This is a genomic window from Fibrobacter sp. HC4 (genome assembly GCF_023373925.1).
Lineage (GTDB): Bacteria > Fibrobacterota > Fibrobacteria > Fibrobacterales > Fibrobacteraceae > Fibrobacter.
Map to the genome: position 1 here is coordinate 50,115 of NZ_JALCZV010000013.1, position 18,417 is coordinate 68,531.

Here is an 18,417-nt window from a genome sequence, read left to right on the forward strand (position 1 = left end):
TCTTTAATCTTTCTCCTTTCGCCTATATCCTAGTTAGCCGCAGCGGAACTTGTCGGCGTCAATACCGATATAGTCGGGATAGTCGTTGTTGAAGCAGGCGGCGCAGTAGTTTTCTCCTTCGCCGGTACATTCCTTCATGCCTTCTACGCTGAGGTAGCCAAGGCTTTCTACGCCCAGCATCTTTGCGATTTCGTCGGGAGTCATGGAACTGGCTGCAAGTTCGCCCTGGCTGGGGAAGTCCATGCCGAAGAAACAGGGGTGTGCTACCGGAGGTGATGCAATACGGATGTGGACTTCGAGGGCGCCTGCATCGCGGAGCATCTTGGAAAGGATCTTCAGAGTGGTTCCGCGGACGATGGAGTCTTCCACCACGCAGACGCGCTTGTTCTTGAGAACGCCTTCGATGGGGTTGAACTTCAGTTTCACCTTCTGTTCGCGGACGTTCTGGGTGGGGTCGATGAAGGTACGGCCCACATAATGGTTACGGAGCAAGCCAATTTCAAAGCGGATGCCGCTGGCCTGTGCGTAGCCCAGGGCTGCGGTAGTGGCACTATCCGGAACGGAAATGACGATGTCTGCGTCTACTGGGCATTCCTTGGCCAGCTGCTTGCCCATCTTGCGGCGGACCTTGTCGCAGGACTGCTCGAAGATCTTGGAGTCCGGACGGCTGAAGTAGATGTACTCGAAAATACAGTGGGCCAGACGGTCCTTCTGGGTGAAACGTTCGGAATGGAGGCCGTTATTGGTAATGGTCAGGAATTCGCCGGGCTGGATATCGCGAACGTAGTTGGCTCCCAGCAAATCGAAAGCGCAGGTTTCGGAGGCCACGCACCAGGATTTACCCATGCGGGCTATGGAGAGGGGGCGGAAACCGAAGCCGTCGCGGGCCACGTACATGGTGTCCTTGCTGATGAATATCAGACAAAAACAGCCGGTGAATTTGGTAATAGCTTTCTTGATTGCTTGTCCCAAGTCATCGGCTTCTGTGCGTGCGATTTCATGAAGAAGAATTTCTGAGTCTGAGGTGGTCTGGAAGATGTGACCTTCGTTTTCCATTTCCTGACGCAGTTCGGTGGCGTTGGTGATGTTACCGTTGTGAACTACTGCCAGCTGGCCCCACTTGCAGCTCACCAAAATGGGCTGGGCGTTTGCCAAGGTGCTTGCGCCAGTGGTGCTGTAACGAACGTGGCCGATGCAGGTGTTACCCGGGCATTCGTCTACGTTGTGTTCTTGCAGGAGGGTGGAAACCAGACCCATGGACTTACGGACGCGAATCTTGTCGCCGTCGGTCACTGCAAAGCCTGCGGATTCCTGACCGCGGTGCTGCAGAGCGTACAGACCCATGGTAACATTGCGGACTACGTTCTCGCCATTGAAAATGCCGATGACGCCGCATTCTTCATGAATTTCTTCGAGCATAACGCCTCTTTGGAAATGAAATTCCCTCTGCCTCAGGGGCCGTAGCTCACCGCATTTGGTGCAAGCAAGGGAATCAAACGGCAAAAAAGTTAAACTCTGCCGAAAAGGACGTTAAGGGTCTTTTTTTGTTATTTTTTGACGAATTTTGCCTAAAAAAACGGTTTTCTTTACAGACTGTGTAAAAACGAACCTTTTTTCAAGTTTGCTTTTACATTTTCTGTCACCCATATTTTGGGCTTTCGGTCTATATTGCCGTGCTGATCACCAGGGCGATTAGGCCAACAAACATGGATATCTTGACTAGCTTCTGGGATTTGCGGTAGTTCTGTTTTTGTGTCTGGATAAGAATTGTCGCAAATGTGGGGGTCAGGGTCGCCAGGGTTAGAATCAGAAAAATGGTGGAATAATATCCTTGGATCGTGGGAAGGGGGAGGAGCATCCAGGTAAAGACAAGGATGGCGCCTGCAAGGCGTCGGGCTGTAGGGGCGCCTGCGGCAATGGGGAAGGTGATGATGCCTGCCATCAGGTCGCCAGATTCGTCTTCAAGGTCCTTGTAGATTTCGCGGACGGTGGTCAGCAGGAATGCAAACATCATGGCAGGGTACAGAAATCCGAATTTCGCACTCAGGCTCATGGGTTCAATGTCGGTTTCTCTGGGGATAATCGGGTAGATGAGAGTGAGGATTAGCGGGGTCGTGCATAGGAATGCTACGGTCATGTTCTTCAGCAGGGGAATGTGCTTGAGCTTTTTATTATAGGCAATAAGCAGGAGGGCTAGAGCCACAAAGAACGTACCCGAAATCAGGGAGTCGGCGAATCCACAGACGATTGTTAGGACAATCATGGTAATCCAGGAGGCATTGGCGGCTTTCAATGAAATTTTCCCGCTAGGTAAGGGGCGTTCAGGACGGTTCAGCTTATCGCTTTCAAAATCAAGGACATCGTTCTGGATGTTTCCAAAACCGATGGCTAGGGCAAAGCCTAGAGCTTGCAGAACAAGACTGTATGCTGGAACATCGCTGGTACCAAAATCGAGAACACCCTGCAGAAAATATCCGATGAACAAGGTCACCACGGCGATGACGATATTCACGGGACGAGTCATTTTGATTAAGGTCATGAGCATATTTGAAAGATAGAAAGATGAAAAAATGAAAATTTTCATTTATGGTCTAAAAAATGACTATTTGGTATATTATTATCGCCTTTATCCTAAGGAGGTAGAATATGGAAATGGCATTTTATCGTTGCAACGAAAGTGGCAATATTATCATCGACGTGAAAAGGAACGAGGCTCCCTCGGAATGTTTCCTGAATATGGAAAAACTTGTTCCAAATACAGTTGATGCGGCCAAGGAAAAGCATGTTCCTGTTGTGGTTCTTACTGAAAACGCAGCAAAGGTTTCCGTAGGTTCTGTTGCACACCCCATGGCCGCTGGACATTATATTCAGTGGATTCTTCTGGAACTGAAGAATGGGTATCAAATTAGATACTTGAATCCGGGAGATGCTCCGGCCTGTGTATTCCCCATACAAAAGGGAGACGAGGTTATTGCTGTGTATGAATATTGCAACCTCCATGGCCTTTGGAAAACATCCGTCTAGTGAGTGAATTGTTAAACTTTAATTTGTTGGAGCCGCACCTAGGAAGTGCGACTCTTTTTTTGCAAGAAATACTTTTATATATTTGTTTCTTGTATGGCATTTTTCACGAAAAGCAAAATAGAAGACCTGAGAAGAGAGGCTGATCAGCTTTCGATTTGTATCGAACATTTTTTGTATGCTTCGGAAATCGTCCCCGAATGGGATTATAAGACTCGAGGCTTCTACGACAACTGTATCGAAAAATGTAATGGACGTCTTAAGGCCATCCACTTCATTATGGAATCCATTCGCAGGGGCCGCCCTGTGACGGAAGCGGAATTGGATGAAGCCCGCGAACGGGAAGATTCCGATGCGGGCCTGGCGGCCAAGAAACGTGTGGAAGAAAAGAAGAACTTGAAGAACGGAGTGGCCGATGAGAAATGACCTGGGTCGAAATGTCGACTTTGATCAGGATTTCGATGCTGAAGAAGAACTGCCTCTCCGTTCTGTGCGTCCGACTCGCCGCGACCATCGCAGCCGTCGTATTGACGTGATGAAGGAACTGGAAAGTGGTGTTGTAGATGAACGCCCCATTAAGGAACGCTACAGCCGCGAGTTCAAGAAAGCGAAAATCAAGAAGGTGAAAAATCCCATCGAGAATATCGGTGAGGAAAATTGCGTAGAGGGCTTGGTTCTTGAAGTCCACCGCCGCACCTGCGAAGTGCGATTAGAGACGAAAAACGAGAAATTTGAGACGAAAGACGAAAGTAGCTCAGAATCCCTTTCTCCTTTAAACTCTCCGCTTTCCGCTAATATCGTCACGGCCATGTACCGAGCCACTACATCCAAGACTTTGGGCGAATTCCCTGCTGTGGGTGACCGCGTGCTTCTTGGGCAGGTAAATGACGCCGAAGATGAAGGCGATGGTGTCGGTTCCCAGAAGTATTGTGTGGTACGTGTCTTGCCCCGCAAGAGCGAGCTGAAGCGCCCCGGTCCCCGTGATAGCTTTTACAAACAGCAGACCTTGGCTGCCAACATTGATCAGGTGGTCATTGTAGCCAGCGTAACCCAGCCGGAATTCAACTATGGTTTTATGGACCGCTTCCTGCTGGCAGCAAATTTGAATGACCTGCCTTTTGTGCTGGTTTTGACGAAGATGGACCTGCTTCCCAATGGCGAGGCCGACCTTTCTGATGATATCCGCGACTTTATGTCTATTGCCGACAAGGTGATTCCCGTAAGCGTAAGGAGCGGTGAAGGTCTTGAGGTCCTTCGTGCGGAACTGGATGGAAAGTCTTCTGTTTTCAGTGGTCAGAGCGGGGTAGGTAAGTCCACCTTGATCAATGCCTTGGTTCCTGAAGCTGAACTTCAGACTGGTGCCGTCCGTGAACGTGATGGCAAGGGCCGCCATACTACAACGTCTTCTAGTCTGTTTGACCTTCCCCTGGAAGATTTCCCAAAGGGTGGTGTGGTCATCGATACTCCGGGTATCCGTTCCATTGGGCTTATGGATATGGAAGCTGAAACCCTGGCCAAAATTTTCCCGGGTTTCTTCGATGGAGACCTGTTTACCTGCAAGTACAGCAACTGTATTCATGTCAAGGAACCGGGCTGCTCCGTGTTGGCTTCCGTTGAAAATGGATCCCTATCTCGCGCTCGTTATGCAAGCTATCTCCGTATTTTGAATTCCAAGGATTGATATGGATTTTGTGGCTAAAATAACATTGGTTGCCGCGGTCGTTCTGCTGGGATATAATCTTTACCAGCTAATGACTGGTTATGAGGCTGTTTGTGACAAGGTTGAAGAATTTAAACGTCTGGCTAAGGAAAGCGAATCGGATGAGATTGCTGTTAAGCGATCTAATTTTGTGCTGACTGGCTTGATGTCCCTGACGTTTGTTTCGCTGGTCTTCTTTTCAAACTTTGCCTATTGGGTTATTGGTTTTGTTGCTGCAAAGATGATCTGTACCGTCATTCTTTCGCACATGGAAATTGTACAGATTTTTTCGCTTTCGAAAATTGACAGAAAATTTTTTATGTGGACCAAAGTTGACGCGGCTTCGAATGTGGCTGTGGGTCTTGCTGTGGCTGTGGTGTTAGTATCATGAAAAAAATTATTGCCATTGTTCTTTTTTGTATTTCGGTTGGGCTTGCCCAAGTTGCCGGTGCTACCGGTTATACGGGGGCTTCTGGGGCCGCTGGAACTTCTGGCGCTGCCGCTGGAGGGAATGCCGAAGGTTCTGCGTCTACCACGGGAATTAGGACTCCGTTTTTCGTGGGTGCAGCCTTAGGTTTTGGTTCCGGAACTGGTGTTGGTTCTGAACGCGGCCTGGGACTTCGCCAGATAGAACCGATGGTTGGTGTCTGGTATCCGGGATTTGGCTTTGTTCGCGTGGGCTACGGCTTTTTCGATTATGAAGAATCCCTAGACGGTAAGAATGACTATGAAATTGAGCACTCCGACTTTGATGTTGTGCTGGGTATTCATCTTTTGGGCGAACTTTACCTGATGGGAACCTATTCTCGTGTAAAGGAATTGAGTGATCTCGGAGACGTTGCCTGGAATGAATGGGGTGCCGGTTTTGGAACGATACTTAACATTTTTTCGAAGACGATGCTGGTTGCCGAAGTGGAATACCGCTGGGTCCTGGATCACTTCGATCCGTTTCTCGAAAAGAACGTGAACGGAAGTCGCTTGCAGTTTAATATTGGGTTTGCCGCTTATGTCTTCTAGCAATTTTGAAAAAAATGTAGCTGTTCTGGGCGGTGCGTTTGACCCTGTTCATAACGACCACATCCGAGTTGCGAAAATTTGTCTGGAACGAGGCTTCTGCGATGAGGTGTGGTTCATGCCTAGCCCCGATCGTTGGGATAAGATTCTGAATGCTAGCGCTGAAGATCGTTTTGCCATGTTGGAACTGGCCTTTGCTGGTGACAATCGTCTGGTTCTTTCCGATCTTGAAATAGAGCAAGGCGATTATCGCGGGTCTTATGTGTTCCTTATGGGGCTCAAGGAAAAATTCCCGGAAATTAATTTCCGGTTGCTGACTGGAGCTGATACTTACGAAGGAATTCCTCATTGGCGTGATCCCATGAATTTCTTTGGCACGAACTACAATGGGCACCTGTTGTTGCGTGATATCGAGTTGATTGTGTTTGCCCGCAATGGGTATCCGCAACCTGATATGAAGAAGCATAAGGCTAATGGTTATGCAGATCTTCTATGGCTTGGGCCTGATGAAGGCTTTGAAGGGATTTATTCCAGTACGGCCATCCGCAAGGCTCTGTTGTGTAACGAAAAACCCGAAGGCCTGGATCCAAAGGTTTATCAGTATATCAAGGACCACAACCTGTACAGAGACTAGTTGGGAGCGAACAATTAACAATGAACGGTGAAGCGTGTGCGTGTCATTCCGAGCGGAACAACGTGGAGTCGAGGGATCTTGCAGTTTAATTATGAATTATCAATTACGAGATACAAATTAATAAGCAAGACGCCTCCGACGCGACAATACTAACTCATATCTACTACCAACTTCCTACTGCCTACTACCTACTATCTATGCCCGTTCCTTCTGATATGTATTTTGAAAGCGTGGTTCAGCCGGAACATAACGGCTGGCTCTTGCTGGATTCCTTGTGCGCCCGTTTTACCTATCATAGCAGGACTGATTGGTCTGAAAAACTTTCCCGCGGTCTGGTAACGATTAATGGGGTTGTGGCTGACGAAAACTCTGTGGCTCATAAGAACGACAAGGTGGTGTACCATGTGGAAAATTACACCGAACCTGAAGTTCCTACGAACTATGACGTGGTTTTCGAAGATGACGAATTCATGGTAATCGCCAAGCCTGCCGGCGTTCCGGTTCATCATACAGGACGTATTTTCTATAATACTTTTACCTCCATTGTTCGTCGAGGAACGGATTGCGAAACGGCGACTCCCATGCATCGACTTGATCGGGATACGGGAGGCTTGATGCTGTTTGCCAAGTATGCAGAAACCGCTGCCCGTTTTCAGAAAAATCTGGACCGAATCTTGCTGAAGAAGTTCTATATGGCGGTGGTCCGTGGGAATTTTCCTGAGGAAGCCGTTGACTGTCAGATGCCTTTACGCGAAGATCCCAATGACCACCTGCGCTTGCGCATGCACCATTTTGACGACGGAAAACCGTGTCATACGGTTTTCCGCAAGGTCGGGGCAGGGGTAGCCTCTGCCGGGAATTATTCCGTGGTTGAAGCGGAACTGATCACCGGACGAAAACATCAGATTCGCGCACACCTGTCGGAATTAGGATATCCGATTCTTGGGGACCGCCTATATAGTTTTGATGGCCGTTTTTATGAAAAAATGTCTGATGCCGTGGCAGAAGCCCGTGCCCGAGGTGAGCTGAGCAAGGAAGAGGCCTTGTCCGATGAAGATTATGCGATTCTCGGGGCTAGAACCCAAATGCTGTACGCCTATAAAGCTGAAATACAGTTGCCCTACTGGAAAGAACCGCGAACTTTTGAGTGCCGGAATTTCCCAGACGAAATGAAAGCCCTGGTTCCATAAAGATTTTTCACTTTTTTCGAGAGAAACCCTTGACAATAGTGCAGAATAATCTATCTTTGGCACCATCAATGAGGAAACTCACTGACCTGATTGCTTCATAGCTCAGTTGGTAGAGCCCGCGACTGTTAATCGCGTTGTCCTTGGTTCGAGTCCAAGTGAAGCAGCTTAAAAGACCCGTTCGAAAGAGCGGGTCTTTTAGTTTTTCTAAGGGGGATTTAGTTATATTTAGAGAAAAACTAAGGAGCTTTATGTTTAAGAAGTTTGCGCTTGTTCTTTTGGCTTTTGTTGCCTTTACTTTTGCCGATCCTATTTCTGTGGAAGGTCGTTTGACTGAAATTCCTGGTAAGATGCCGTCTAATGACCTGTACAGCTATGTGTATGTGTTCAAATATAAAGTTCTGGCTGTTACAGCCGGCAAATTGGATGCCAAGGAAATTCTGGTAGGTGTCTATAATCCCCTGATCGCCCGCGGTAAGGTTACCGACAAGATGGCTGACAAGGCCAAGGGTAATGTTGGCGAGTTCAAGGCCAAGGCCAAGCACAAGCTGAAGTTGATTCCTCTCGAGGGCAACTGGGATGGTGCCGTAGAAGATGAATACTTCGACGACGAAGCTCCCCGCTATCTCGCTGTAGAAGTTAACGAATAGTCCTTCGCCTCTCATACCTCATACCCTTTTTCATGGTCTTTTCTTCCCAGATATTCTTGTTCTATTTCCTGCCGACGTTCCTGGTCGGCTATTTTGTGTTGTTCAAGTTGGGTGCTAGACATTCCTACCTGAACTTTTTCATAACTGTCTTCAGTTACATCTTTTATGGTTGGCTGGAACCTTGGCTAGTGTTCTTGATGCTTGGTTCCACGCTGGTGGTGTACTATTCCGGAAAATTGATTTCTGCGGAAGGGGCTTCCCGTTTCCAGCGGAATTTTGGGCTTGGCCTTGCCATGGTGGTAAATATGGGGGCGCTGGCCTTCTTTAAATACTACATGTTCGGCATGGGAGCCTTTAATACCGTTATAGAAAAGTTCGGGGGCGAACCTTTCCATGTGATGACAGTCCTGCTTCCGGTGGGTATTTCTTTCTATACCTTCCAGTCCATGAGCTACGCCATTGATATCTGGCGCGGTACTGCACCTCCTGTCAAGAACCTGGCGACCTTTGCCTGCTATGTGGCTCTGTTCCCCCAGCTGGTGGCTGGTCCTATTGTCCGCTATAATACGGTGGCCGAGGAACTGGATTCACGTACTCATACCTTGGAAAACTTTGTTCGTGGTATAATGTTCTTCTGCTTCGGTTTTGGCGAGAAAATTTTCCTGGCCAATAACGTAGGCATTATTGCAGACAGAGTATTTGCCGCCGATGCTCCGGGCGTGCTGAATAGCTGGTGGGGCGCTCTGGCCTACATGTTCCAGATTTACTTTGACTTTTCTGCCTATTCCAACATGGCCATCGGTCTTGGCTTGATGCTGGGTTTCCACTTTCCTAGGAACTTTAATGGCCCGTACAGAGCCAAGAGCATTACGGAATTCTGGAAATACTGGCATATTTCCCTAACCAGCTGGTTCCGTGACTACCTGTATATTGCCCTGGGTGGTAACCGCGTAAGCAAGGGCCGCTTGTATCTGAACCTGTTCCTGGTGATGTTCGCTAGTGGCGTGTGGCATGGCGCAAACTGGACTTTTGTCTGTTGGGGACTCTATCATGCGTTCTTCATGATTATTGAACGCGCCCATAATAAGGAAGCCTTGTATTCTCGCGCTCCGAAGCTTGTTCAGGTGATCCTGACTCAGGTGATTGTGTTGTTTGGCTGGGTACTGTTCCGTGCAGACAATATTGGCGAGGCTTTTAGGATGTGGAAATCCTTGCTTGGTCTTAATGCAGTCAGCGGAGCCGACCCGATTCTTGCTGCGGAGATATTTACACCGAGCTGCGTATTCTTTATGGGTGTGGCGGGGCTTTTGTCTTTCTGGCGTTTCCGCTCATATGATTGGTGCAGTGAGATTTCTACAAAACGAGTGATTCTCGCTCTTGTAGTTTTTGTTGTGGCGGTGCTGGCCTTGTTTACGCAAAGCTATAACCCTTTCTTGTACTTCCAGTTCTAGTTCTAGCGAATAGGCGAAATTTACTTTTTTGTTATCTTTCTTCATAAGGAGAAAGATTGTGAAGTTTCGTAGCGTATTGACATCTAGGAAAGGATCGCTTTTCGAGGAATTGCGACGTTTGTCTCGCATGAGCCTCATTGAATATGTCTTGACCTTGATTGCCATGATTTCAGTTTTGCTGGTCGTGGTTGTCTACATATTCAATTCCTTCTATAAGGTGGTGAAAGACCAGACTTTGAACGATGGGCTGACCAATGTGGGTATTGTGGCTGAACGTTTGGACAATACCATCGAAAGGGCAATTGATGCCGTCAATGTTAGCAGTTATTCCCTGGAATCCCTGGTTGAACCGTCTTATGGGAACCTGGAAAAATTCCTGGTGACCCAGAACAAGATTTATTGCGAAAGCGTAAGTAACAGCTTTAGTTCCATCTATGTGCGCTACGACAGCATTTTTGTCAGCGGTGATGGATGGATTCCGCCGGAAGGTTTTGACTTTAACTCCCGTCAGTGGTATAGCGAGGCTCGCAAGCATCCTGGCGAGGTGGCTATCATTACCCCCTATGTGGACGAAGATACCAGGAAGCAGGTGATTTCCATAAGCCGGACTTTTGCAGATGGTCATGGTGTGGTTTCTGTCGATATTCACATGGATGTTTTCTCCAAACTTCTTGAAAACGTTAATCAGGCCGGCTTGAAGAATAGCTTCATCGTTTCTAAGGATGGCTTTGTAATGGTCAGTGCCGATTCTTCTATTACAGGGAAGAATTTCCTGGAGATGGATTTCTGGCAGACCGAGAATGCAAATCTGGTTAAACTGTTGTTGCAGAATGACCGTGTCGAATCCCAGAAGGATACTGTCCTTACCAATAGGGTGCTGAAGACTCGTCTTCATGGGTCGAACAACGTCGTGTTCTATCGCGTTGTATACGATTCCTTCTTTGTTGTCATGGTGGCCGATGAAAATGAACTTTATGATTCCGTGCAGCGAATCCTGGTGCTTAGCATTATCCTTTCGTTGTTCGTGATTCTTGTGATTGGTGCGTTTGTGACGACCAGCTTTATCAATGGTGCTGTCGCTAGTCGAGCCGCACGTGACCAGCTGAAGATGAAGAAGGAACTCCAGAAGAACTTTGATATTATTAGCACCTTGGCTGGTACTTTTGATTCTGTTTGCTATGTGGACGTCTCTACCAAGTTGGTGTTCCCTTATTCTATGGGGGATACCTTCGCCGAAAAATTAGGGTCTGCCGGTTTTGTTGACTTGTCCTATGATCAGGCTTTGGTGCTCTTGCTTAGGTCTATTGTCCATCCGGATGATATGGAACTTGTTAGTAGGGAGTCTAGTTTCCAGAATGCGATTGAAAACCTGAGAGGAAAGAAATCCTTTGGTTTCCAGTGTCGAGCTCTTGAACATGGTGTATACCGTTTCCACAAGATTTCCTTTATCAAGTCTGACGCATCCGAAGAGGTGTCCTCCTTTGTCGTGGCCATTGCCGACGTAGATGATGAAATCCGTCGTCTTCAGAGTTACCAGCTTGAGCTTGAAAATGCAAAGACCCGTGCAGAAGAAGCCAATGTGGCCAAGAGTAGTTTCCTGGCAAACATGAGCCATGAAATCCGTACGCCGATCAATGCAATCATGGGCATGAACGAGATGATTCTTCGTGAATCCAGTGAATCTCAAATTCATTCCTATTCTGAAGACATTAAGGGCGCAAGCCAGATGTTGCTTTCCATCATTAACGACATTCTTGACTTCTCCAAGATTGAAGCGGGTAAGATGGAAATTGTGGAGGTCCGTTACGATCTGGGATCTGTCTTAAATGATGTGTCTACTATGATCGGGGTAAAGGCCGAACAGAAGGGCCTTGAACTGAATGTCTATGTAGACGAAACGATTCCCAGTTTGCTGTTTGGCGATTCCGTTCGTATACAGCAGGTGATGCTGAATATCCTTAACAATGCCGTGAAGTACACTGAAGCGGGACATGTGGATTTTCGGATCAATATGGAAAATCGTAGGGTTGATCCTGAGTGTGGAAACATGGCTGACCTTGTTATCCAGGTGGAAGATACGGGTATTGGTATCCGCGAACAGGATCAGTCCCGCCTGTTCAAGAGTTTCCAGCGTCTGGACTTGGTGCAAAATAGAACGATTGAGGGTTCTGGACTGGGCTTGGCCATTACGTCAAAACTGGTGGAATTCATGCATGGTTCTATCAGTGTGAATAGTGTATACGGCAAGGGTTCTACGTTTACCGTTGTAATCCCCCAGATGATTATCGGTAGCTCTCCCATTGGAAATTTGCAGAAACGTTATCTGGATTCCAAGAATCAGGATTCTGTTTCTCAGGATTGTATGACTGCGCCTGATGCCAAGGTACTTGTTGTGGATGATAACAACATGAACCTGCGTGTGGCTCAGCACTTGATGAAGCATACGCAAATTCAGGTGTCTACATGCAACAGCGGTATGGAATGCCTGGAACTTATGAAAAAGGAACATTTCGATGTCATCTTCCTGGATCATATGATGCCTGGTATGGATGGTATGGAAACCTTGAAACTTTCGAAGAAGTTGTTCGGAAATAAGTGCGCAGGTGTTCCCATTATTGCATTGACGGCTAATGCTATCGTTGGTGCCAAGGAAATGTACCTGGAGGCGGGTTTTGATGGCTATATAGGCAAGCCAATCAGAATCGAAGACCTGGAAAAGGCTCTCTTGAAATTCCTGCCTAAGGATTTGATTCGCTATTCAAAAAAATCATCTCCCGTAATAGAAAATGTTTCGGAAGTTGTTTCGGAACCGGAAGAACAGCTGATTGATGAAAGTGTCGGTATGAATTACTGTTCCGGCAACCGCGAATTTTATATGGAAGCGCTGGAAATGTATGAAGAAGCGTTTGCAGAAAATGAATTGCGTTTGAAGCGGAATTTTGAAAATAAGGATTGGCAGGATTATAGCATTGTCGCACACTTCATCAAGAGTAATTCCATGATGATCGGAGCCCTGAAATTTTCAGAGTTGGCCAAGAGTCAGGAATTTGCAGGAAGAGACTGTCAGGAAGCGCAGATTCTTTCGCAGTTTGAAACATTCCTTGCTGATTACAGGAAAGTATGCGAAGCCTGTAGAAAGATTAGGCAGGCTTAGATGAACTGGATCCGACGTCATAAATTTGTGGGAGCCATAAGCTTCTTTATCGTGCTTCATATTTGGCTGTTGCTGGTCTATGAAGAAGGAATGGTGGGGTCTGTCTGGTGCCTGTTGCCTGCTATAACCGCCATTTCCATGTGTGTTGTGACAAAGGAAGTTTTCTCGTCGCTGCTTTACGGGTGTTTTTCCGGGGCTATTCTGATGATGTCTACCAATGACCTTGCAGATATTCCTGGTAAGGCGCTCCTCTGTATGGTGGGCGGCGATGGAAGCAACGTGGGGCTTCTTGACATATTGGGCAATTCCAGCAACCTTGGAATTATTTTGTTCCTGGTTTCGGTGGGAATTGTTGTGGACCTAGTTAACAGAAGTGGAGGGCGTTTGGCCTTTACCCTTTGGCTTTCTTCCCATGTGAAGAATCGTCGCGGGGCCCTACTGTTTACCCTATTGCTTGGTGTTGTCTGCTTTATTGATGACTACTTCAACTGCCTTACCGTCGGGACTGTGGTCCGCCCGGTTACAGATTCCCATAAGATTAGCCGTGCGAAGTTGGCGTACCTTGTGGATTCTACTGCAGCCCCTGTTTGCATGATCGCTCCGCTATCTTCCTGGGTTGCTGCCGTTTCGGGTTATGTCGAAACCGATAAGATTAACGGCATTGACCTGTTCTTTATGCAGATTCCTTACAACTTTTACTGTCTGCTGACAATCCTGATGATTGTTTTCATTTCGCTGCTGAATATTGACTTTGGCCCGATGCTTCGTCACGAAGCCAATGCGCAGCTTAATGACGATGTCTATTCTACTCATGACCGCCCCTTTGAAGATGAAGAAAAGAAGGAATCTCTAGAACATGTAGGTTCCATGTGGGACTTTATCATACCTGTGGTGGCTTTGTGCGTGTGTAGCCTTGTGGGCATTCTCGCGACTGGCGGTCTTTTTGACGGGGTTGGCTTCCTGGATGCCTTTGCCAACAGCGATGCTTCCAAGGGACTTGCCGTAGGTGGTTTTGTAACGAACATTTTTGCCCATTTCTATTTTAGATTACGTCAGAGCGTTTCCTTTGCGGATTCCATGAAGTCTATACCCGACGGCATTAAACAGATGGTGGTGCCCATTGCCATTTTGACTTTGGCCTGGCTCTTTGGAAATATCGCTAGACAGGGGCTTGGAATCGGAATTTTCTTTACGACTTTCATTGGCGATTTTGGTGCCTATGTGAAGTTCCTTCCGGCGTTTATCTTTCTGCTGGCTTGCTTCATGGCGTTTGCGACGGGGACAAGCTGGGGAACGATTGCGATCTTGGCTCCGATTGTTGTTTCGATCCTTAACTACGCGCAAACTCCGTCAACCTGTGTGATTGGCCTGTCGGCGGTCTGTGCGGGAGCAGTCTGTGGAGACCATAGTTCTCCTATTTCTGATACGTCCATTATGGCTTCTACGGGCGCTCATTGTTCCCTGATGGACCACATTGTTACGCAGCTCCCCTATGTGGTTCTTGTAGTATGCATTTCCTTTATCGGCTTCTTGATGACAGGCTTTGTTCAGAATCAAGTTATCTGCCTGTTCATGACGGCGATTCTCTTGATGGCATCCCTCTTGGTGATCAAGGCGATTGTCATGGTTCGGCATGTGGGACTATTCGAAGAAATGGCCGATGCCAATGGTGATTTTAGCGATATAGATGAATACTAGGTCGCGGGCCTAGAACGCTAACTTTATAGAGAACATAAAAAAGAGGGCCGTTGAAAAACGGCCCTCTCTTTTCGTCTTAAACGGAAGTTACTTGAGCTTAGCGGCTGCGGTCTTTAATGCTGCTGCCTTGTCGGTCTTTTCCCAAGTGAAACGTGCACCTTCACGACCGAAGTGGCCGAGGGCTGCAGTTGCCTGGTAGCCGGGCTTCTTCAGGTCCAGCATCTTTACGATGCCAGCGGGAGAAAGATCGAAGTTCTTAGCGACGATAGCTTCGATGTCGCGGTCGCTGATCTTGCCGGTGCCGAAGGTGTTCACCAGCACAGAAACCGGCTTGGAGTAGCCGATGGCGTATGCCAGCTGGACTTCGCAACGGTGGGCGAGGCCTGCAGCCACAATGTTCTTTGCAACGTAGCGGGCTGCGTATGCGGCAGAACGGTCCACCTTGGAAGGATCCTTACCGGAGAATGCGCCACCACCATGACGACCCATGCCGCCGTAGGTGTCCACGATGATCTTACGACCGGTGAGGCCGCAGTCGCCGTGAGGTCCGCCAACCACGAACTTGCCGGTGGGGTTGATCAGGTAACGGGTGTTCTTGTCGAGAAGCTTGGCAGGAACAACCTTCTTGATGAGCTTTTCGATGATTTCCTTTTCGATAGTCTTGTGCTTCAGTTCCTTGCCGTTCACGAATTCATCGTGCTGGGTAGAAATGACCACTGTGTCTACGCGGACCGGCTTGTCGTTTTCGTCGTATTCCACGGTGACCTGGGACTTGGCATCCGGACGGAGCCACTTGATCTTGCCCTTTTCGCGGAGGTTCTGAATTTCTTCCATGAGCTTGTGAGCCAGGCTAATGGGCAGGGGCATCAGTTCCTTGGTTTCGTTCACGGCATAACCGAACATCATGCCCTGGTCGCCTGCGCCCTGCTTGTCGTCTTCCTTACCGTCGGCAGCCTTGGCGTCCACACCCTGAGCGATATCGGGGGACTGCTTGTCCATGGCGACGAGAACGGAGCAACCCTTGTAGTCGAAGGCCAGTTCCGGATTCACGTAGCCGATGCCCTTGATGGTCTTGCGGGCAATCTGCTGGTAGTCGATCACTGCCTTGGTGGTGATTTCACCGGAGATAACCACGAGGCCGGTGTTCACGAGAGTTTCGCAAGCGACGCGGCTGTTGGGGTCCTGTGCAAGGCAGGCATCCAGGATGGCGTCGGAAATCTGGTCGCAGACCTTATCCGGGTGACCCTTGGATACGGATTCAGAAGTAAAGAGATAATGTGCCATTATTGGCTCCTTATGTAACAGCACCGAAAAGAATGTCGCGTTTTTGACAATCCCAAGCGCTGAAAAACAACTATTTGTGTCGACCCACGAATTTAGCAAAATGCGTAAACATGGACCATGAAGCGAATCGTTAAATCTGTAAAAAACGTCTAGTTTTTTGAAAAACTAAAAGACCCGTTCTTTCGAACGGGTCTTCTAAGCTGCTTCACTTGGACTCGAACCAAGGACAACGCGATTAACAGTCGCGGGCTCTACCAACTGAGCTATGAAGCAATCAGATCAGCGAGTTTCCTCATTGACGATGCCAAATATAGATAGTTTCCTTACTTTGTCAAGGGGTTATGACTAATTTTTGTTGAAATGTGTATGGACATCTGGTCCAAAAGAGGGCTTAACCTAATTTTTAGTAGGGTTTGTTCGCCCCCAAATAGGCTCAACCTAATTTTCAGAGAGGTTGAGTCGTTGCGAAATAGATTCAACCTGTTTTTGTTGAAAATGGGATGCCCCTAAAATAGACTCAATCTATTTGTTTATGCAAATTTTAAAGATATAAAAATTATTATTCTTTAGAATAATCATATTTCTAAAGTTTTCTTGGATATTTATATATTAGTGCTAGATTATGTATCATAATTGTAGTGTTTGAACAGTTATGGGAGTAATGAATTATGGATATTAATTTTTTCTCTGCCTGGTTGAATGATTTGCTTGACCCAAAGTCCTTCAAGGATTATTGCGTTAATGGTCTTTGTGTCGAAGCGAATACTCGGGTGACTCGAGTGGTTACTGGGGTGAGTTTCCGGGACTGTCTGATTGATGCCGCAATTGAAGACGGCGCTGATTGCATTATCGTACATCATCCCAATGGATTTTGGAAAAATGAAGACCGTGTGCCAGTAGGCCGTTTTGGCGCTCGCATGCGCAAGCTTTTTAATAATGGCATAAATCTCTATGGTTACCACTTGCCTTTGGATGGCCATATGGAAGTGGGAAATAATGTTCAAATTGCCAAGGCGATGGGGCTTAGCAACGTTTCGGGATTCTTGCAGGAAGGTGAAAAGACCATTGGCGTAGTTGGCGAGTGGGAAACTGCTGCGACTCAGACGGAATTTATGGAAAGCGTAGCCAATGCGTTCCCTTATGGATTGCAGAATGCCATGATGTATGGTTCTGATACCATTAAAAGGGTGGCTATTTGCAGCGGCTCGGGCTCAAGCGCCATTGAAGAGGCTATGAAGTTGGACTGCGATGTCCTGGTAACAGGGGAAATTAAGGAACATGTTCCGATTGACTGTGAGGAATTGGGATTTAATTTGGTCAATTGTGGTCATCATCGAACAGAGGTCTTTGGCGTTCGTGCCTTGGCCGAAAAAATCCAGGAAGAATTGAATATTCCTGCAAAATTTGTTGATTTTGACAATCCGGTTTAACACTTGATTATCATTTTTTGAAAAAAATACTTTGTAAATTACACATTTCGCCCATTGGGGGCGAAATGAATTGTCTTGTTTTTCCCTATTGCGATTTTATATATGTAACTTGTTGATTCTCATGGAGTTAACAGTTTTACAAATCTTTTTTATGTAGAGAAATCTGACAAAAAATCCAGCTTTTTGTGTAAAAATTGTTCCCTCCATGTTTCATGTTGTGTGAATTTTTACGTTCGCTTGGTCATATTTTTTACTATCTTACCCGCCGTGAATTTTGTTAAGACCACCATACACTTCCAGAAGTCATCGAAATCGATGACCCTGCATGTGCCTGCCGTCCTGTTCAAGGCATGGCCGGTGCTTCGTGTTTTTGTGGTTATTGGCGCCATCCTTTTTGCTGTGCAGATGGTGACCACCACCATTTACGAAGGTGTGTTGAACCACCAGCTGGATGAACGTCACCGCCTGGATAGCGAAATGTCCCAGATTCAGGGGACTCTGGATTATCTGGCTGGCACCACGTCTGACTTCCTCCGTGACGAAAATCGCCTTTATGCTCGATTCAGCCTGCCCACTCAGGATGAATCTTCCCGTGAAATGGGTACCGGTGGCGCCATTGGCGAGGATTCCCTGTTGCTGCGCACCACGTCTCCTGTTGTAGAAAGAATGGCTCTGCTGGGCGAAACGGCCAAGCGTTTGCAGTCCAAGCTCCACAATAACGACGCTTCTTTCCACAACTTGGGCAAATATATGGACCAGAAACTTTCCATGTGGCGTTTCGTTCCGTCTATTTCTCCTACCCAGGGGCGTTTCGCTTCTTCTTTTGGTCCCCGTATTCACCCTGTCACGGGTGAAGTGGGCAAGATGCATCAGGGTGTCGATATTTCTAACGAACGCTGGACTCCGATTTTCGCCCCCGCCGACGGTGTGGTGGACGTTGCTCAGCTTAGTTCTTCTTTTGGTTACTTCGTGGCTATTGACCACGGGAATGGAATCAAGACTCGTCTGGGCCATATGCAGATGTATATTGTTCATCCGGGGCAGTTCGTTCATCGTTACCAAGTTATTGGATACATGGGAAATACAGGTCGATCTGTCGGACCCCATCTTCACTACGAAGTGTGGGTGAACAATTCTCCTGTAAATCCGCTTGCCTATATGTTGCCCAACGATCATTCTGTAGATTGATTTCTAC

The 18,417-nt window shown here is 47.4% G+C and carries 16 protein-coding genes and 2 tRNA genes; 14 read left to right on the plus strand and 4 right to left on the minus strand.

Going from position 1 to position 18,417, the window contains the following annotated elements; translation table 11 throughout:
* Positions 1-33 precede the first annotated feature (33 nt).
* Positions 34-1,419: an amidophosphoribosyltransferase gene (gene purF / locus MMG03_RS09780; protein WP_073236773.1), complete on the minus strand. Its 1,386-nt coding sequence runs from the start codon at positions 1,417-1,419 to the stop codon at positions 34-36.
* 244 nt (positions 1,420-1,663) lie between these two features.
* Positions 1,664-2,539, minus strand: a complete 876-nt coding sequence (locus MMG03_RS09785; protein ID WP_249506183.1) for a geranylgeranylglycerol-phosphate geranylgeranyltransferase — start codon at positions 2,537-2,539, stop codon at positions 1,664-1,666.
* A gap of 107 nt (positions 2,540-2,646) precedes the next feature.
* Here MMG03_RS09785 and MMG03_RS09790 point away from each other — a divergent pair, with 107 nt between their 5' ends.
* The 12 genes from MMG03_RS09790 (at position 2,647) to MMG03_RS09845 (ending at position 14,508) form a co-directional block, all read left to right on the plus strand.
* The gene (locus MMG03_RS09790; protein WP_073236767.1) at positions 2,647-3,024 is read left to right on the plus strand and encodes a desulfoferrodoxin family protein; all 378 of its coding nucleotides are present in this window, start codon (positions 2,647-2,649) and stop codon (positions 3,022-3,024) included.
* A 93-nt stretch (positions 3,025-3,117) separates the two neighbouring features.
* A complete protein-coding gene (locus MMG03_RS09795) occupies positions 3,118-3,447 on the plus strand; it encodes a hypothetical protein (RefSeq protein WP_073159940.1) in 330 nt (109 codons plus the stop codon).
* Positions 3,437-4,702 (plus strand): ribosome small subunit-dependent GTPase A, encoded by a 1,266-nt coding sequence (gene rsgA / locus MMG03_RS09800; protein WP_073159942.1) that lies wholly within the window; start codon positions 3,437-3,439, stop codon positions 4,700-4,702. The genes MMG03_RS09795 and rsgA overlap by 11 nt, the downstream gene beginning before the upstream one ends.
* A gap of 1 nt (position 4,703) precedes the next feature.
* A complete protein-coding gene (locus tag MMG03_RS09805) occupies positions 4,704-5,111 on the plus strand; it encodes a hypothetical protein (protein WP_073236762.1) in 408 nt (135 codons plus the stop codon).
* A complete protein-coding gene (locus tag MMG03_RS09810; protein ID WP_073159946.1) occupies positions 5,108-5,737 on the plus strand; it encodes a hypothetical protein in 630 nt (209 codons plus the stop codon). The genes MMG03_RS09805 and MMG03_RS09810 overlap by 4 nt, the downstream gene beginning before the upstream one ends.
* Entirely contained in the window at positions 5,727-6,368 is a 642-nt protein-coding gene (locus tag MMG03_RS09815; RefSeq protein WP_073159948.1) for a nicotinate-nicotinamide nucleotide adenylyltransferase, read from the plus strand. Before MMG03_RS09810 ends, MMG03_RS09815 begins: the two co-directional genes overlap by 11 nt.
* Positions 6,369-6,565: 197 nt before the next feature.
* On the plus strand, positions 6,566-7,558 hold the full coding sequence (locus tag MMG03_RS09820) for an RluA family pseudouridine synthase (protein WP_073284780.1): 993 nt from the start codon (positions 6,566-6,568) through the stop codon (positions 7,556-7,558).
* Between the two features lie 91 nt (positions 7,559-7,649).
* A tRNA-Asn gene (locus MMG03_RS09825) sits at positions 7,650-7,722 on the plus strand.
* A gap of 84 nt (positions 7,723-7,806) precedes the next feature.
* On the plus strand, positions 7,807-8,205 hold the full coding sequence (locus MMG03_RS09830) for a hypothetical protein (protein WP_073159952.1): 399 nt from the start codon (positions 7,807-7,809) through the stop codon (positions 8,203-8,205).
* A gap of 32 nt (positions 8,206-8,237) precedes the next feature.
* A complete protein-coding gene (locus MMG03_RS09835) occupies positions 8,238-9,656 on the plus strand; it encodes an MBOAT family protein (protein ID WP_249506184.1) in 1,419 nt (472 codons plus the stop codon).
* A 58-nt stretch (positions 9,657-9,714) separates the two neighbouring features.
* Entirely contained in the window at positions 9,715-12,810 is a 3,096-nt protein-coding gene (locus tag MMG03_RS16130; protein ID WP_249506185.1) for a hybrid sensor histidine kinase/response regulator, read from the plus strand.
* Positions 12,811-14,508, plus strand: a complete 1,698-nt coding sequence (locus MMG03_RS09845; protein WP_073159958.1) for a Na+/H+ antiporter NhaC family protein — start codon at positions 12,811-12,813, stop codon at positions 14,506-14,508.
* Positions 14,509-14,595: 87 nt separating this feature from the next.
* Here the strand turns inward: MMG03_RS09845 and metK are convergent, their stop codons facing one another.
* Both metK and MMG03_RS09855 read right to left on the minus strand, forming a co-directional pair.
* Positions 14,596-15,792 carry a methionine adenosyltransferase gene (metK, locus tag MMG03_RS09850; protein ID WP_073236749.1) on the minus strand — a complete coding sequence of 399 codons (1,197 nt, stop codon included), beginning with the start codon at positions 15,790-15,792 and terminating at the stop codon, positions 14,596-14,598.
* 200 nt (positions 15,793-15,992) lie between these two features.
* Positions 15,993-16,065 (minus strand) — tRNA-Asn (locus tag MMG03_RS09855).
* Between the two features lie 395 nt (positions 16,066-16,460).
* Between MMG03_RS09855 and MMG03_RS09860 the strand changes: the two genes are divergently transcribed.
* Together MMG03_RS09860 and MMG03_RS09865 are read left to right on the plus strand one after the other, a co-directional pair.
* A complete protein-coding gene (locus MMG03_RS09860) occupies positions 16,461-17,222 on the plus strand; it encodes a Nif3-like dinuclear metal center hexameric protein (RefSeq protein WP_112132060.1) in 762 nt (253 codons plus the stop codon).
* Positions 17,223-17,489: 267 nt separating this feature from the next.
* Positions 17,490-18,410 carry a M23 family metallopeptidase gene (locus tag MMG03_RS09865; RefSeq protein WP_073160051.1) on the plus strand — a complete coding sequence of 307 codons (921 nt, stop codon included), beginning with the start codon at positions 17,490-17,492 and terminating at the stop codon, positions 18,408-18,410.
* Positions 18,411-18,417 lie beyond the last annotated feature (7 nt).

What these genes read in the sequence shown, in the direction of transcription:
- purF (WP_073236773.1), bottom strand. Translation starts at nt 1,419, where the DNA reads ATGCTCGAAGAAATTCATGAAGAATGCGGCGTCATCGGCATTTTCAAT.
- MMG03_RS09785 (WP_249506183.1), bottom strand. Translation starts at nt 2,539, where the DNA reads ATGACCTTAATCAAAATGACTCGTCCCGTGAATATCGTCATCGCCGTG.
- MMG03_RS09790 (WP_073236767.1), top strand. Translation starts at nt 2,647, where the DNA reads ATGGAAATGGCATTTTATCGTTGCAACGAAAGTGGCAATATTATCATC.
- MMG03_RS09795 (WP_073159940.1), top strand. Translation starts at nt 3,118, where the DNA reads ATGGCATTTTTCACGAAAAGCAAAATAGAAGACCTGAGAAGAGAGGCT.
- rsgA (WP_073159942.1), top strand. Translation starts at nt 3,437, where the DNA reads ATGAGAAATGACCTGGGTCGAAATGTCGACTTTGATCAGGATTTCGAT.
- MMG03_RS09805 (WP_073236762.1), top strand. Translation starts at nt 4,704, where the DNA reads ATGGATTTTGTGGCTAAAATAACATTGGTTGCCGCGGTCGTTCTGCTG.
- MMG03_RS09810 (WP_073159946.1), top strand. Translation starts at nt 5,108, where the DNA reads ATGAAAAAAATTATTGCCATTGTTCTTTTTTGTATTTCGGTTGGGCTT.
- MMG03_RS09815 (WP_073159948.1), top strand. Translation starts at nt 5,727, where the DNA reads ATGTCTTCTAGCAATTTTGAAAAAAATGTAGCTGTTCTGGGCGGTGCG.
- MMG03_RS09820 (WP_073284780.1), top strand. Translation starts at nt 6,566, where the DNA reads ATGCCCGTTCCTTCTGATATGTATTTTGAAAGCGTGGTTCAGCCGGAA.
- MMG03_RS09830 (WP_073159952.1), top strand. Translation starts at nt 7,807, where the DNA reads ATGTTTAAGAAGTTTGCGCTTGTTCTTTTGGCTTTTGTTGCCTTTACT.
- MMG03_RS09835 (WP_249506184.1), top strand. Translation starts at nt 8,238, where the DNA reads ATGGTCTTTTCTTCCCAGATATTCTTGTTCTATTTCCTGCCGACGTTC.
- MMG03_RS09845 (WP_073159958.1), top strand. Translation starts at nt 12,811, where the DNA reads ATGAACTGGATCCGACGTCATAAATTTGTGGGAGCCATAAGCTTCTTT.
- metK (WP_073236749.1), bottom strand. Translation starts at nt 15,792, where the DNA reads ATGGCACATTATCTCTTTACTTCTGAATCCGTATCCAAGGGTCACCCG.
- MMG03_RS09860 (WP_112132060.1), top strand. Translation starts at nt 16,461, where the DNA reads ATGGATATTAATTTTTTCTCTGCCTGGTTGAATGATTTGCTTGACCCA.